This is a genomic window from Prevotella ihumii, assembly GCF_900155655.1.
Classification (GTDB): domain Bacteria; phylum Bacteroidota; class Bacteroidia; order Bacteroidales; family Bacteroidaceae; genus Prevotella; species Prevotella ihumii.
In genome coordinates this window covers 729,733-745,667 of sequence record NZ_LT706987.1, presented here as the reverse complement: position 1 = coordinate 745,667, position 15,935 = coordinate 729,733, and the positions used below count along the sequence as shown (strand labels likewise).

Below are 15,935 nucleotides of genomic sequence, written 5' to 3'. Positions count from 1 at the left end.
TTCGCCTGTCCCAATTGGTACGCCGCAATGACTTCAATCCTTCTGATGGTGTTGTCTACGTTTTCTACAATCGAGCCCGTAACCGAATTAAATTGCTGCACTGGGAACGCTGTGGTTTTGTCGTGTATCATAAACAGATGGCACAGGGTTGCCTAAGTCCTAAAATCATACGGGCGAGAGCTGGATTTTATGAACTTCGCTGGGACGAATTGGTACTCTATATTGAAGGTATAAATCCTAATTGCTACCGAAGAAAAAGATACAATAAATCTTAGTATTTTCTTGCCAGTGTCAGATATTTTTTGTAATTTTACATCGTATAAAGAACTGATAATGTGATGGATATGCCTTATTGCACAATGACATCTGACTACCATTCTCTCACTCGGGAAGCTGTTGTTAAACTTCTTGAGCAAAGGGATGCTGAGCTTAAGAACAAGGATACTCAACTCAAGAACAAGGATGCTGAGCTTAAGAACAAGGATACTCAACTCAAGGATAAGGATGCTGAGCTCAAGGATAAGGATGCTGAGCTCAAGGATAAGGATGCTGAACTCAAGGATAAGGATGCTGAGCTCAAGGATAAGGATGCTGAGCTCAAGGATAAGGATGCTGAGCTTAAGATTAAGGATGCTGAACTGGAACGAAAGTCCCGTCGCATTCTTGAACTTGAGCGCATGGTATTTGGCAGGCGCAGCGAGAAACGCCTGCCTGAGAGTGCAAGCGGCTGGGCGGGTACGCTTTTTGACGAANTAGAGCCATACAAATGGATGAAGGAAGTTCTTTCAAGGCCCCTGCCGGACATGACGGAGGAGGAACTCACGAAAATGCTACCTTCAAACTTCAAATAACAAATAACCCTTATATGCTGCCAGACATATAAGGGTTATTTGTTGGTGTGAAAGTCGGCTAATATTGGATGCTTACTAATTAGGGTCTGCTTGAATTATTATCTTTTCACAGACATAGGGTAGCAGACGTAGACCCTCATAGTGACGATAATGATGAAAAACCGCCAGATTTCGGTCAGGGCAAGACAAAGTTCCCTCAGGAACTTCATCACGTTTTTAACGAAGTAGCACATTCCCGTCCAGCATCGTGCTGTATCTGGAAGCTTGGCTCTTATGTCATTGGCTCGATAGATTCTCTTGCCAGTACCGAATGAGCATTCGATTNCGAGCGTACCACATGGGACTATTACAACCTCATACGGGAAATCGAATGTACCAACAGGCAGTTGAAGACCGACCTGAACCTCCGTCCTATATATCATCAGACCGATGACCGGAGCGATGCGCATCTTTTCTTCGGTCTGCTTGCCTACTGGGTGGTAAATACCATCCGCTGCCAGTTGAAGCGAGAAGGCGAATCCTGCTATTGGACCGAAATCGTGCGGAGGATGAGCACTCAGAAACTTGTAACCACGGAAGGTAGGAATCCGTTAGGAGACATCGTACAGATGCGACAATGCAGCAATCCCTCAAAGCAGGCAACTGCTATATACGATAGATTAAAACTGAAATATGCACCATTCAGAAAAATAAAAATTTGTAGGACACAGAGTCCATAGCCAAAACTGAAAAAGTATAATAATAGCAAGATTCTACGATGATAGGTGTTAAACTTGGGTTAAGAACAAGGATACTCAACTCAAGGATAAGGAGGCTGAGCTCAAGGATAAGGAGGCTGAGCTTAAGATTAAGGATGCTGAACTGGAACGAAAGTCCCGTCGTATTCTTGAACTTGAGCGTATGGTATTTGGCAGGCGCAGCGAGAAACGCCTGCCTGAGAGTGCAAGCGGCTGGGCGGGTACGCTTTTTGACGAGCAGTGGGCCAAAGAGGGTTCCCTGGCTCAGGTGGAAGCCCTTCCCATCATCAAGGAGATAAAACAGCAGGCCGGACAACGCAGGTCTTCACGCCGTGTGAGCCGTCCTTCCAGAAAGGGTAGGGCCTACGCCTCCTATGTTCCCGAGAACATAGAGCGACAGGTGACGGAGATATATCCAGAGGGTTATGACGCTGAGCGCATGGTCATCATCGGACATGACAGAAGTGAACATCTGTGTCTGCGTCCCTCATCCTTTTATGTCAGGGTAGAAGATCGTGTCATCTGCCGCCTGAAGGAAGCCCGGTCAACGGATGCGAAGGTCGACATCCTGGAAGCCCCCTTGAAAAAGCAAGCGGTGGATTGTTTTGCCGACGCTTCCATGCTCGCCGAAATCATCACCGCCAAGTTCGCCTATCACCAGCCCGAGTATAGGCAATGTGAAAGATGGAAGGAACTGGGCGTGAACATCCCCACCTCAACCGTTAACCGTTGGGTTCACGATGCCGCCGATGCACTTTATCCACTTTACAAACTTCAAGTAAGACAGATCCTGCAAAGTCCTTATCTTCAAGTTGACGAGACCAGCGTACAGGTTGCCGACCGCAAGGGAAAGACACGCAAGGGATACCTGTGGGGCGTGCGTGACGCCATGCACTCCCAGGGTGTGTTCTTCCATTGGAAGGACGGGTCGCGGTCGGGCGCTGTGGCAGATGAACTCTTCAAGGGCTACCAGGGTGCCATACAGTCTGATGGGTATGAGGTCTACAGCAGGTTTGAGAACGTTCAGGGCATCGTGCTGTTAGGATGTATGGCACACGTGAGACGTAAGTTCGAACATCTGGCGGCTGATGATAAAAACGCCGCCCATATCATCGAAACGATAGCCACGCTTTATGAGTTGGAGGAAAACCTCAAACACAAGAAAGCACCACCCGAGGAAGTGGAGACAGAACGAAAGGCTAAAGCTTACCCTATTCTTAAGTATTTGGAGACCTATATGTTGGATGTACACAAACAGTACACCCCAGGCGAAGCTATGGAGAAGGCACTGCGTTATGCCTTCGCCGTATGGATACGCATTGGCAGGTATGTGCAGGACGGACGCTTCAACATAGACAACAACCTCATGGAACAGGCCATCAGGCCCATCACGCTTGGAAGAAAGAACTACCTGTTCTGTGGTAACAATGAGGGAGCAGAGAACAACGCCATCTTCTATACCTTCATAGCGTGTTGCAGGGAAGCAGACATAGAGCCATACAAATGGATGAAGGAAGTTCTTTCAAGGCCCCTACCAGATATGACGGAGGAGGAACTCACGAAAATGCTACCTTCAAACTTCAAATAACAAATAACCCTTATATGCTGCCAGACATATAAGGGTTATTTATTGGTGTGAAAGGCGGCTAATATTGGATGCTTACGTTTTACCTTATCCCCAAAAGCTACATCAAACACCTTGATTTCCTATCTTTTAACACTGTCGGTTCAAACTTCTCCATTCTGCGTAGGTTTGAGTTTTGTATTTTTATTTTCCGCCATTACCTTTGCAACTTTAATTTTTATAAGTTACAAAGGAGAATTTATGAACATGACAAATGACAACAAACTGCCAGTTGAAGTTGCTACCATGCAGCCACAGGCACCACCTCCACCAAACGAGGTGTTCATCCGTGTTGGCACAACCTTATACAAGGTGGTTGACCAACCTACTATCAATGGAGGGAAGGTAAGAAAGCGCATCCCTTGGAACATGGAAACCTTGCGTCAGGACTACGGCAAGGAGTTCATCAAGTATGTCCACAAGTATGACGGATTCTGTACCGTTCCCGAACATGTGAACCACCGAACTGTAATAGACGGTTTTCTCAATCTCTACGAGCCGATAAGCCACAAGCCAATGAAAGGGGATTTTCCGAACATCAAGAAATTGCTTTTTCACATCTTCGGTGAGCAATACGAGCTTGGCATGGACTATCTGCAACTGCTCTATCTCAGACCTGTGCAGAAACTTCCAATTCTTTTGCTTGTGTCCAAGATTGCAGACTATCTGCAAAGTTTGGGACACCGTCCTGTCAAGCAGCAGGGCGCAAACCTTTGGTACAAGTCACCATTGAGAAACGAGAGTGAGGCATCTTTCAAAGTGAACACTACGATGAACAGTTGGTTCGATTTCGGAGTGGGCAAGGGCGGCAACATCATCACCCTTGCGTCATACCTCTACGCATCAGATAGCTTGCCATATCTCTTGGACAAGCTGGAGAAGCAAGCACTCCATGTCCGACCGACCGACTTTTCTTTCATTCAGCAAGCCTCTGAGCCGAGTTTTGAGAGATTAGAGGTTAGGGAACTTAACCATCCTGCACTCCTGCGCTATCTGAGCGAGCGTAAGATTAACCTGCATATTGCCAGAAAGGAATGTGTAGAACTCCACTTCTCGCATGGTGGCAAAAGCTACTTCGCCATCGGTTTCAAGAACAAGTCGGGCGGTTACGAGGTGCGCAACCTATTCTTCAAGGGTTGCATGTCACCCAAGGACATCACCCATATCCGACAGCAAGGCGAGCCAAGATACACCTGCTACGTGTTCGAGGGTATGATGGACTACCTCTCCTTTCTCTCGCTGCGCTTGTGGAAGTTTCCGTCTTGTCCATCATTGGAAGCGCAGGACTATGTGGTACTCAACTCCACAAGCAATGTGGACAAGGCTGTTGACGCACTCTACGGCTACGAGCGCATCAGTTGTCTGCTCGACAACGATGATGCAGGGCGGAAGGCAACGCTTGCCATCGAGAACGCCCTCGGCTACCGTGTGAGGGATGCATCTCACTTGTACAGTGAGTACAAAGACTTGAACGACTATCTGTGCGGAGTTAAATCCAAACAGTCTGTACACCAAGTACAGCCTGTTAAGCAAACCGTTCCACCTCGAAAGAGAGGCGCAGCCTTGGGCATATAGGCGGTTCCTGCTCCAATGGCTATTCTGAACGGAAAAGCCATAGCTCAATAGGGCGTTTTCTTGACGCAGTGGCACGCCACCACTAAAAACGCCCATTGAGCAAAGGGGTATCCCCTTTTGAAACCCCGTGAGCCATGCGCAGGGCGCAATGCGGCAAGCGGATTTGTACAACTCAAAAACAAGTTTATTATGGGACATTTCAGTTTGGATTTCAAGAAGGCAAAGGGCAGCTCTGACGCAAGGGAGTCAGACCACATAGAGCGCAAGGTGATACCCGACAACGCTGACCCTACGAGAACTCACCTCAACCGTGAGCTTGTCAAGATGCCGAGCGGTGTGTATGATCGTGACGAAGCCATCGCCCACCGCATCAATACGGCAGGCATCAAGCGTAAGATAACCAATGACCAGGTGAGGGTGATTAGAACCGTGCTGTCTGGAACGCACGAGGACATGATGAACATCGCAGCCAATGGTCAGCTTGACGATTGGTGCAACGATAGCTTGAAGTGGTTGCAGGACACATTCGGCAAGGAGAATGTCGTTTCGGTGGTTCTCCACATGGACGAGCACACGCCGCACCTCCACGCCTCCATCGTTCCGATAGTGACAGGCGAGCGGAGAAAGGCGAAGAACAAGACAGCGGAAGAAGGCAAGCGGACATACCGCAAGAAAGCCAATGCCGTGAGGTTGTGTGCCGATGATGTGCTCAACCGTGACAAGATGGTTGGCTATCACGACAGTTATGCGGAAGCCATGGGCAAGTATGGCTTGAAGCGAGGTGTCCGTGGATCGGATGCGAGGCATACCACCACGGCACAGTATTACCGCAACATCAAGGAGAGACGGAGAGACTTCAAAACTGCATGAAACTGTTGCAATCTGATGTGGAGGAAGCGGAGCGACTGCTCAAACAGACCAAGAGCGAAATCAACACGGAGAAACTACAGGCAGCCAAGACGGCAGCCAAGACAGCCCTTGTGTCGAAGATTGGTTCTCTTTTGGGCAGTGGAAAATTGAAAGAGGTGGAGCAACACAACCGAAAGTTGTGCGAGCTTGTGACAGACCGAGAGCAATACATTGACGAACTCCATGAGAAGGTGCAGCGAATGGAAGACAGCCACAGCAAACAGCTTGACGAGATGCAGCGGAAGCACCAATCGGAGGTTGCGAATTTAGAGAGCAAGCACTGCACGGAGGTAACGATGCTCAACGACCTCATCCGCAAAGCCAATCGTTGGTTTCCGATGTTGGAGGCACGCTTGCAAATGGAAGACCTGTGCAGGAAGATAGGCTTCACCATCGAGCAAATCGGAGTACTCCTTACAGGTAAGGCGTTAAACTTTAGCGGTTCACTCTATTCCGAGGAGCACAGAAGAAAGTTCAATGTGGAGAATGCGGAAATCAAGGTGTTTTCTGATTCTACCAAGCCGAACCAACTGTTTTTGTATATCAATAGACAACCTATTGGTGACTGGTTCAAGGAGCAATGGGATAACCTAAAGTTACGTTTATCTTCACAACGTAAAGGCGTTAGACTATAAATCCAATGAAGGGTGCCAATAAGGACACCCTTCATTGGATTTATTAATTGTTTATGTTTTGTATATTTGACACAACATTAAATGCAAATCTACCATCAAGCCCTTTGATGTAGATTGTTTTTGCATTCATTCTATCTGGCTGTATGCCGATACCATCTTCAAATGGGACAAAAGACAATATTTTCCCATAAGGTAAACGAATTGATTTTTGAACAGAATAAAAATAAACATTCTTGTTTGTAATTATCAGTGAGCCAGAATATTTTGGCTGAAGGCTTGAAGTAACTAAAGGCTCTCCTTTAAATGCTCCGACACGATAGTATATACCACTTGCTACACGGACACTGATGCCTCTTGATGCCCCGACAGATTGACGTCTAACGACTTCTTCATACAAAACAACTCCGACAAAAGGCCAAATCAAAATCTCATCCTTTTGAAAGTTTATAGGGTTTCGTGTCAAAGTTGCTCTATGTGGAGTAATTCCATGCAAAATATCTTGAACAATAAGTGATTTTGTAAAATCAACATATTGGCTCTTGCTTGCAAGTATATCTTCTGAAATATTCATTTTTGCAGTAAGAGCATCTATATATTTTTCTGTTTCATTTGGAATTTCCGACATCAAATTGTATTCATTCAAAGCAGACAGCAATGCTTGCAAGAAGCATTCTTTTCTCAAATTCACAGGCAACGCATTTAATTGTGTATTTATTGGTTCGTAACAAACTTTTTCCATGATGGATTTTTTAATTGCATCTGTAGTCTCTTTAAATTTTGGATTAGAATTTATTAGGACTTTTTCTTTTGTGTCAGTTGAAGATGATGTTTGTTCTGTGTTATCATCAGATGATACAATAGTCATAATTGATACTACGAAAGCCGTACCCAAAAAGATTATTCCAAAAGCCATAAAACTTCCAGCGCAAATGCCAATTATAGCTCCCAATATAAAACCAATCGCAATAATGCCACAACCTTTTGGAGATATATTTTTGGTTTTTGTAGCTTGGTTTAAGTGGCGTGTTTGGGCGTTTGTGCTCTTTATGCTGTTATATGCAGCATAACCTAAAACACCACCGACTTTAGCCATCGTTCCCAATGACTTCATTCCCTTTTTGGATTTTTTAGCCCATGGGTCTCTATATCGTCGTGCCATATTACAAAAATATTAGAAATGATACTATAATCAAGATACTTATTGCAACCATACAGCCTTGTCCTGACGATTGAGGTTTTATCCCATACTCAGAACGAAGATTGTCAATATAAGCTTTTGCTTCAGCCAATCCGCAACCAGTATCATCTTTATAAACTTTCACTGCTTCTATATATCTTCCTTTTTTACAGAGGTCCAAATACTTGTTATCTGTGCTATCAGAATCTATGTTTTCAAAATCTATCGTTGCCATTACTTATTTCTTTAATTGTGAATCTTTACCATAGTGCTACTTTACCTGCAATCCCCAAATCGATAGTTGCAGTTACCACACCAAGAGCCTTAAATACTCTTCGCATAGTAGGTATTGTTATACTATAACCTCTCTCTAATCGGGAAATCTGCGCTCTTTTCACACCGATACGCTCACCAAGTTGTTCTTGGGTCAAATTCTGCTCTATGCGAGCCTTCTTGATGGCTTCTCCCAAACGATAAGCATGCAACGCTTCATCCACATCACTCTCAAAAGCGTCACGTTTCGGAGTACCAACTTTTCCAAAGTGCTTGTCAAGCACGTCATCCAATGGAGTAAGATTCATCTGTGCCATAATTATTTGTTTTTGAAATATTCTTTTCTTATTGCTTCTGCTTTTGCTATTTCCTTGCTTGGTGTCTTTTGAGTTTTCTTGATGATGCCGTGAGTGGCTATCACCAATGTCTCTTTGTCCCTATCCCAAAAGGCAAAAAGCCGATAAGCAGTCTTATTATATAATGTACGGAACTCCCATATCTCCGAATTTTCCAACTTTTTGAAAAGTTCCTTGTTGCGTTCTCCTCCTGCAACACGCTTGATGTTGTAGTATATCTTGTAAGATACCGCTTCGGGTAAACTCTCAATGAAGTCCTGTGCCTCGTCTGTCAAGACAAGTCGGAAGATATTTTGTGCCATATTATTCTTTTTGGTTGACAAAGATACTCATGTTGTTTCATAAAAAAGAAACATTTGCGATAAAAAGCCATCTTATGCTACATTTTTAACATTTTAGCTACATATAATTGCGCATCAAGAACTAACAGGCAAGTTGCAAAGTACATTTGTAAACTCAGTTGAAATTATCTAATCACAACTGAAAATAAATCATAAAAGATAAACTATATTTTTGCGAGCCGAAGTTTTTGTTGTACTTTTGCAACCGACAAGAGTTGTTTGACAAGCAAACGTATGCACATTGCAGAAATTAGAACCGTTGCTAAATCATTACCTCCATTGAGGTAAAACACTCATAAATCGCTCATTCTAAGCTATTCGGCAGATTTTAGCGTAATTTGTGATGAAAAAAAAGACAGGAAGAGGATTTTCTATAAGTCCTTCCGGAGCCTATAGAATTATTGGCAATGCAGTGCCTCCAGTACTTGCTTTCAATATTGCTATGCGCATACAGAGTTTATGGAATAAATATTTTAAATAATTATGTAACTACTCAGTACCCCTATGGTAAATCCATCAGAGAGTAATCCGAAGTGTTAAAACTAACCGCTCCAAATAGTAAACGAACGGCTGCCCGAGAGGACGGGAAATACCTTTTGATGGTAGCAAAAGTACGCTTATTCACCTATGCATCAGTGTTTTGTATCTATTTTCGGAGACTCAACATAGTCCCCTACACGCCTTGGGGTAGGCTTTGTTAAAAGTCGCCATATTACATTTAACAGTCTGTATCTCAACTGTTTAAGTTTTCTAATACTCTTGCAGGAAATGAATTTACGTAGTATATTTGCAGCGTGAATGAGCAAGTGACAGACAAGGCAGATGTACTCCAGACGATAGAAAACAGATTTGCTTCGTTGGAGAAGAAGGTATCCGACCAGGATACCGAAATAAGCCGTCTCAACCGTCTCGTAAACCAGAAGGATAAAACCATACGGGATCTGAGGCAACGCCTGTCAAAGTATGAGGAACCACCAAAGGACAGTAGCAACAGTAGTATTCCGCCCACCCAAGACTCAATAGGAAACCAGATTGTTCGTCATACTAAGTCGCTCAGGAAGAAGAGCGACAGGAAGACAGGCGGTCAGCCCGGGCATGAGGGGCATTTCCTTGAGACCAATGAAGATCCAGATTTTATTGTCCACCACCATCCTGATGATGTGTGCGAGTGTTGTGGCGAGTCACTCGCTGATGTGGAGGCCGAGGTGATTGGCAAGTCGCAGGTTGTCGACATTCCCTCCATACAACCCACCACTACGGAGCACGTGCTGCTCGGCAAACGCTGCAAATGCGGGCACACGAACAAGTGCAGAGCCTCAAAGAAGTATACCAGCCGCATTTCATACGGCCCTAATCTAAACGCCATAATTGCTTACTTCGGACATTCCCAGTACATCCCCTTTGCAAGGCTGTGCGAGATGTTGCGCGATGTATTCCATCTTCATATCAGCCAGGGAACGGTGCAGAACATACTGACCCGGATGGGAAAGAAATCGGAGAATGCCTATAGGGAAATACGCGACCGTGTCGAAGAGGCCGAAGTCGCTGGCGCCGACGAGACTGGGCTGTACGTCGGTGGGGAGCACCATTGGGCATGGGTCTTCCAGAACGACAATCTCACCTATCTCTTCCAGGACAAATCCCGCGGCAAGGCCGCAACGAGGAAGCATTTCCCCAACGACCTTCCTGATGTCACGCTCGTGACGGACAGGCACAGTACCTATTTCAGGCTGAACGTCAAAGGACATCAGGTATGCATTGCGCATCTATTGAGGAACATACAATATCTCACAGACCTGGATAAGAACCAGACATGGTCAACGAGACTTACGGAGTTGTTGCAGGATGCGATTCACCTAAGGAAAAGCAAGACGATGGAGAAAGTCAAAAAGGCTGCAGCCGGTTTCTACGAAAGGCTCGACAGACTGCTTGAAGAAAGCACCAATCACTTACACAAGGACTTCAACGCCTTGAAAAAAGGACTCTACAAATGCCATGACTACATCTTCACCTTCCTCACCGATAAGCGAGTTCCATATGACAACAATGCCAGTGAGAGAGGCGTGAGGAACATAAAAGTCAAGCAGAAAGTAAGTGGTTGCTTCAGAACAGACGCTGGTGCTGACATCTACATGAAACTGCATTCGGTGACTGACACCGCCAAGAAAAACGGCAATTCCAAATTTGACGTACTGCTCGCCCTTGCTAATTTGCAAGGGTAAAGGCAGCATACCTATTTCTATAGGGGTACTGAGTAGTTACATAATTATGATACAAGAGCCAAGATTTGTTACTTTCAATCTTGAAGGTATGAATAACACAGATAAGTTGGTTAACTCCCTCTTATCAAACTCTATCAAGTTTATGAATGAGTCTGTAAGCAACAATCCTATAGATTATAAAAGCATGAGCGGTAGTGATATAGAAGAGTTTTCATTAGCCTCTATGAAGGAAGTAGCTTCAAGTGTAAGTTTTCCTAAAGAAAGAATCCATTTGGTACGTAATCATATCTTCCCAGATATACTTCTTAAAGAAACTGGTTATGGAGTAGAAATCAAATCCACTCAAAAAGACGCATGGACTTCAACAGGTAGTAGCATCATTGAAAGCTCAAGAAATGAAGATGTAGAAAGGATTTATATGCTTTTCGGAAAACTTGGCGGTATACCCGAATTCCGCTGCAAACCTTATCAACAATGCTTAAGCAATATTGCCGTAACCCATGCACCTCGTTATCTAATTGATATGAACCTTGACCAAGGGGATAGCATTTTCGCCAAGATGCAAACGGAATATGATAACTTTAGGTAGTTACCTGAAGCTGATAAGATTTCAAAAGTGCGCAAATACTATATTGACAAAGCAAGAAAAGAGAAAAAACATGAGATGCCTTGGTGGATGGGAGAAACCACCAAGGTGAACTTGTCATTCTATAACGACCTTTCCGTTGATGATAAAAACGAGATATTAGCAAGGGCATGTATCTTGTTCAAGAGCCTTTATAACAAAGATAATAAGAACCGTTACCGCCCTATATCTCTATGGCTTTGCAACAACTACTCACTTCTATGTCCAAATATGCGGGACGATTTCTCAGCTGGTGGGCAATGTACTATATTAAATGGCAAAACATTAGAGCGTCCATATCCTCATATTGTACAAGAAATTTTGAAGAACCATAGCCGCATCAAGGATTTGCTAAATCACCCAGACGAAGATATACTTATGAGCATTCACGATTATTGGGATTTTCCTTATAATCCCAATGACCTCTATAATTCATGGCTCGATATGATAGAAGAATGTTTCAAGGAAAATCCACAACTATCCTTTGTTCCAATTAGAAAGCATATTGAAGATGATGCTAAATTATCTTAGGCAACTTCTACTCTTATCCTTTCTGCTGCTCTGCACCCCCGCACTTGCGCAAAGCCCCACAACTGCCGTTCAGTTTTCCTGGGCAAAGCATAAAATGGTCGTGCGTGGCCGCTGAAGTGAACTCTACGTCACATGGTACGCCTTCGTTGCCTTGGATGCACGTATGCACCTTTATACCGCCTTTCTTCTTTCCTGTTTTGGGATTGCGTCCAAATGTGTACCTTTGCCCATAATTTGGTAATGATGTTTGTTTTGTTGCAGCAAAATTACCAAAAAGGGCTGACTCCTCAAGTAGGAATCAGCCCAAATTTTTATTCTTGGAAGCTTGCATACACATACATACGCACGTACCCGAGCTTTGAAGTTTTAGCGGACAACAATACAAAACAATAGGTTTTGGTGGCGCAAAACAGGCTATTTCGAAACCCAAAACAATAGGTCTACGTTTTGGCATAAAACTAAAAAAGGCGACTCCGCATTTGGAGCCGCCTTGATTTATGAAACATTCAATAGGTATTAATGAAATTACTTGTTGATGAACTTCTTACCATTCTGAATAACTACACCCTTATAGTTCTTGCCAACACGTTGTCCAGCAAGGTTGTACATAGGAGCGTTTGCATTGATAGTTTCTGTTGCAACAGTGTTGATACCGTCAGCTGTGTTCTTTTCAACCTTGATGATATAAATAGAAGGAACTTCTTTGTAAACAGAACCTACAATACCTACAACATTATATTCTGTTTCAGCATCAAAAGCCATATCTTTGTATGCGTCAAGATGGAAACCATTGTAAATTTGAATCTTCTTATCGCCGTCTACAACATAGAAATTCTTAACTGGATTACCTTTTTTATCTGTTGATGCTTCAACTATGAACTTAACCTTATCAAGTGCAACTAAGTCGCAAAGGTTATCCATAGCTTCACCAACCTTGATTGCTTTTGGTTTTGCATCGCTACCTGCTGTACGTTCAACCTTATCAAGGTTTGTTAAGCCAGCAGCATAAACCAATTCAGGAATTTTATTATAAAGGTCAAATGTACCTGTAATTTCGCCCTTCAACATTTCGTTTTGCTTCAATTCTAAGTTTCCATTTGCTTGATAGAAAAGAATTGCACCTGAGTTATCACGAACGTAAGTTGAAGTATTGCCCTTATTTGTTGTCCAAGTATAAAGAACTTGAGCATCGTTGAGTTTCAAAGTAGCCTTTTCCTTTGCAGCAAGTTGCTTGTATTCAGCAATAGAATTTACAACTTTAACCTCTTCCTTAGTGAAAGTCTTTTCAGCTACTGAACTTGTCTTGCCATCTTTTACAGCAATTGCCTTAACTGTGGTAGTCTTATCAAGTTTAATAGTCTCTTTATAAAGAGTTCCTTTTTCAACAGTAGGTACTTCATTGTTGAGGGTGTAATAAATTTTAGCACCAGTAGCAGCAGTAATTGTTACTTCCGTAGTTGTTACAAATGGAGTTGTACCTGTAATTTGTGGAGCTTCAACTACACCAGCCTCAGCTGCTTTAATTGTTACAACAACCTTGCTTGCACGAACTTGACCAACATTAGCAGATAATGTTACTGAAGCAGCATCACCTTCCCATGTTCCTGTAACTTCATCTTCTGTATAAGAGTAATTTTCTGTATCAGTAAAACCAGCAGCACCATACTTAATAGTTCCTTTTTTCTTATCTTTTTCAGGAAGACAAGTAAATTCTACCTTAATAATATTACCCTTTGTTGAAGTAATTGTTGTTTTAGAATTTTTGTAAAAGCGATACTCAGACTTTTTAGTATTGTAATTTGAAACCTTAAAAGCAGCATTAGAGCAAGCAATTTTAATACCATCTTTGTTTAACTCATCAGCATTATTAGCAGCTATTGAAGTTCCTTGAAGCACAGTTGCATCAAAAACAATTTGAGTTTGTGCATTAGCACTCAAACTTACCATTGCCAAGACGGCAATAAACGCATTTAGTAGATTTTTCTTCATTTTCAATCTTTTTTATGTTAATATAACTTGTAAAATATCTGTATACAAAAGTACAACATTTTAATGACTTAGCATAAAATCTAACATTAAAATGCTATGAAATAATCTTACTTAGGGTCTATTAACAACTTTAACTGTTTGATAATTAACTATTTATATTGTGTAAAAATTGGTCAATTCGCCCAAAAATAACTACCTTTGGATGTTAAAACATTCAAGAATAGTTCGTTAAAATTTGAGTATATGGCTACGCAGCCTTAGGCTGCCAGCCAATGAGTTCTTTGACAATCTCACTAATTAGTCTCCCCTTGAAAAGTATTTAACCATCTGGTTATCAATAAAATAATCGTTCTCAAACTTGCATATTTCTACAAAGTTTTGTATCTTTGTATAGTAANCACAGAAAAGAGGAGACGCAGGGGAAAGACGGCAAGGATGGACGTGGACGCAAGCCCGATGCGGAGCATACCGCATTCATCGACACGACGGTGCAGGAGAAGAACGTGACCTTCCCCACGGACTCGAAACTCCTGAACAAGGTGATAGCCTTTTGCCACAGCGTGGCGGAGAAGGAAAACCTCAAGGTCCGCCAGAGCTATGCCAAGGAGATAAAGGAACTGAAGCTCGTTCAGCGTTTCAGGGGTAGGAAGAACAGCAAGGCCAAAGTCAGGAAGGCCGACAAGCGGATGCGCACCATTGCGGGCAGGTTGCTCAGGGAGCTGCTTCGCCTGCTGCCCGATAGAAATGCCTACCAGGAGCGGATTGACATCTGCATGAGGCTTGTCAACGGCGAGCGGTTGGACGGCCATAAGATCTACTCGCTTCACGAGCCAGACGTGCTTTGTATCAGCAAGGGAAAAGAGGGCAAGAAGTACGAGTTCGGCAACAAGGTCTCCATCGTCAGACTATGGGACGGACTCATCATCGGTGCGCTGTCATTCCGCAATGAGTATGACGGCCATACGATAGACAAGGCAATGGAGCAGGTCAGGCGGCTGTATGACAGGAAAATAAAAACACTTGCCTGCGACAGGGGATACCGAGGACAAAGCATGAGCGGGCAGACACAAATCATAATTCCGGACACGCCCAAGAAAACAGACTCACGGTACGCCAAGAACAAAAAGCACAAACTCTTCCGCAAGCGGGCAGGAATAGAGCCTGTCATTGGCCACTGCAAGGCAGACCACCGGTTGGGGAGGAACTTCTACAAGGGTCTCTTCGGAGACTCCATCAATGTCATGCTTGCAGCTGCAGCATTTAACTTCAAAAGAGCCATGAGGCTTCTTTTGTGCCTAATTGAAAGAGTGATTATGTGGTGCTGTGGAAGACAAGAATTAAATTTTCAACACCAATTCTTCCCGCAGGGCTATATGAAAAAATGCGATGTCGCCTTTTTGAGGGTCGACTAATTAAAGTTCGGTTCGGTCGGCATCGGGATATGTCGAAAATTAATTTCGTATAGTTCGCATTGAACATCAACGACTTAACTTTTGCCATGGAATTGTCTATGCCATTGTCTTTTATGAAGACAATGGCGGCATTCAGTGAGGCGAACGATGCGTTGAACGCAAAGTCCAACTTTCTCTTGTGTCTTGCCTGGCAATCCATAAGTCCCGTAAACTGCTTGCTGTCGCAATAGCAGAACTCTATCTGGAAACGAGTGCGGTATGTCTTCAATACTTCCTCACCCGTCATTGAGAGTTTTGTCGAGAAGAACAACTTGCACTTTCCACCGGGCATTCGCCAGATGACAAGTCGCACCCTCTTCTTCAGAACCTTGGCATAAACCTCGAGGGTGTACGCCTTTCCGTCCAGTCCATCAATGTGCAGTTCTTCCATGCATGAGAGGTTGAGGTTTGCCAAGTCAATCTTGTCTCCCTTGACTCTTGGTCGTCCACGCCTCTTTTCCCTCTTGGGAATGTAATGCAGGCAAGCGTTGTCACGGAAGCGGCTGACCAGATAGAAGCCAAACTCCGATATGCCCTTCTCGAACGTGGATGTGGAGAAGAATGCATCAGCCACTACTATATCAGTGATACTCAGCAGTTTTTTTGAATACCGCTTCATAACACTGATGTCATATTCGA

General features: G+C 43.6%; 13 protein-coding genes and 3 pseudogenes. 9 read left to right on the top strand and 7 right to left on the bottom strand.

Annotation, left to right across the window (positions count from 1 at the left end):
- From tnpB to mobV, 5 genes and pseudogenes are all read left to right on the top strand, one after another.
- Window positions 1–275, top strand: a 275-nt coding sequence (tnpB, locus tag CZ367_RS03495) for an IS66 family insertion sequence element accessory protein TnpB (protein WP_077195653.1), incomplete at its 5' end; no start/stop codon positions are given.
- A 902-nt stretch (window positions 276–1,177) separates the two neighbouring features.
- A pseudogene (locus CZ367_RS03485) lies at window positions 1,178–1,570 on the top strand (IS1634 family transposase); the annotation flags it as partial.
- A gap of 181 nt (window positions 1,571–1,751) precedes the next feature.
- Entirely contained in the window at window positions 1,752–3,176 is a 1,425-nt protein-coding gene (gene tnpC, locus CZ367_RS03480; RefSeq protein ID WP_237581519.1) for an IS66 family transposase, read from the top strand.
- Between the two features lie 669 nt (window positions 3,177–3,845).
- Complete coding sequence (locus CZ367_RS03475; protein WP_144006013.1) at window positions 3,846–4,787, top strand: toprim domain-containing protein; 942 nt, start codon at window positions 3,846–3,848, stop codon at window positions 4,785–4,787.
- Window positions 4,788–4,976: 189 nt separating this feature from the next.
- Window positions 4,977–6,331: pseudogene (gene mobV, locus CZ367_RS16710) on the top strand (MobV family relaxase).
- Between the two features lie 43 nt (window positions 6,332–6,374).
- Here the strand turns inward: mobV and CZ367_RS03465 are convergent.
- From CZ367_RS03465 to CZ367_RS03450, 4 genes are read right to left on the bottom strand one after another with little or no spacing between them, the layout of a single operon-like run.
- Window positions 6,375–7,442 carry a hypothetical protein gene (locus CZ367_RS03465; RefSeq protein WP_144005932.1) on the bottom strand — a complete coding sequence of 356 codons (1,068 nt, stop codon included), beginning with the start codon at window positions 7,440–7,442 and terminating at the stop codon, window positions 6,375–6,377.
- A 49-nt stretch (window positions 7,443–7,491) separates the two neighbouring features.
- Complete coding sequence (locus tag CZ367_RS03460; protein WP_077195649.1) at window positions 7,492–7,743, bottom strand: hypothetical protein; 252 nt, start codon at window positions 7,741–7,743, stop codon at window positions 7,492–7,494.
- A 25-nt stretch (window positions 7,744–7,768) separates the two neighbouring features.
- A complete protein-coding gene (locus CZ367_RS03455) occupies window positions 7,769–8,098 on the bottom strand; it encodes a helix-turn-helix transcriptional regulator (RefSeq protein WP_009018157.1) in 330 nt (109 codons plus the stop codon).
- 2 nt (window positions 8,099–8,100) lie between these two features.
- The gene (locus tag CZ367_RS03450; RefSeq protein ID WP_077195648.1) at window positions 8,101–8,439 is read right to left on the bottom strand and encodes a type II toxin-antitoxin system RelE/ParE family toxin; all 339 of its coding nucleotides are present in this window, start codon (window positions 8,437–8,439) and stop codon (window positions 8,101–8,103) included.
- An 845-nt stretch (window positions 8,440–9,284) separates the two neighbouring features.
- Between CZ367_RS03450 and tnpC (CZ367_RS14740) the strand changes: the two genes are divergently transcribed.
- The 3 genes from tnpC (CZ367_RS14740) to CZ367_RS03435 are packed head-to-tail and all read left to right on the top strand — an operon-like array spanning window position 9,285 to window position 11,856.
- The gene (tnpC, locus tag CZ367_RS14740) at window positions 9,285–10,700 is read left to right on the top strand and encodes an IS66 family transposase (RefSeq protein WP_237581517.1); all 1,416 of its coding nucleotides are present in this window, start codon (window positions 9,285–9,287) and stop codon (window positions 10,698–10,700) included.
- A 46-nt stretch (window positions 10,701–10,746) separates the two neighbouring features.
- Entirely contained in the window at window positions 10,747–11,289 is a 543-nt protein-coding gene (locus CZ367_RS03440; RefSeq protein WP_077195646.1) for a hypothetical protein, read from the top strand.
- A 27-nt stretch (window positions 11,290–11,316) separates the two neighbouring features.
- Window positions 11,317–11,856: a hypothetical protein gene (locus CZ367_RS03435; protein ID WP_077195645.1), complete on the top strand. Its 540-nt coding sequence runs from the start codon at window positions 11,317–11,319 to the stop codon at window positions 11,854–11,856.
- Window positions 11,857–11,935: 79 nt separating this feature from the next.
- Here CZ367_RS03435 and CZ367_RS14735 read toward each other — a convergent pair.
- Window positions 11,936–12,067, bottom strand: a pseudogene (locus CZ367_RS14735) (IS4 family transposase); the annotation flags it as partial.
- 314 nt (window positions 12,068–12,381) lie between these two features.
- A complete protein-coding gene (locus CZ367_RS03430; protein WP_077195644.1) occupies window positions 12,382–13,845 on the bottom strand; it encodes an FN3 associated domain-containing protein in 1,464 nt (487 codons plus the stop codon).
- Between the two features lie 686 nt (window positions 13,846–14,531).
- Between CZ367_RS03430 and CZ367_RS03425 the strand changes: the two genes are divergently transcribed.
- On the top strand, window positions 14,532–15,257 hold the full coding sequence (locus CZ367_RS03425; RefSeq protein WP_449421162.1) for a transposase: 726 nt from the start codon (window positions 14,532–14,534) through the stop codon (window positions 15,255–15,257).
- Here the strand turns inward: CZ367_RS03425 and CZ367_RS16170 are convergent.
- Window positions 15,157–15,915 (bottom strand): hypothetical protein, encoded by a 759-nt coding sequence (locus CZ367_RS16170; RefSeq protein WP_237581513.1) that lies wholly within the window; start codon window positions 15,913–15,915, stop codon window positions 15,157–15,159. The two genes, CZ367_RS03425 and CZ367_RS16170, sit on opposite strands and share 101 nt — an antisense overlap.
- Between the last annotated feature and the right edge of the window lie 20 nt (window positions 15,916–15,935).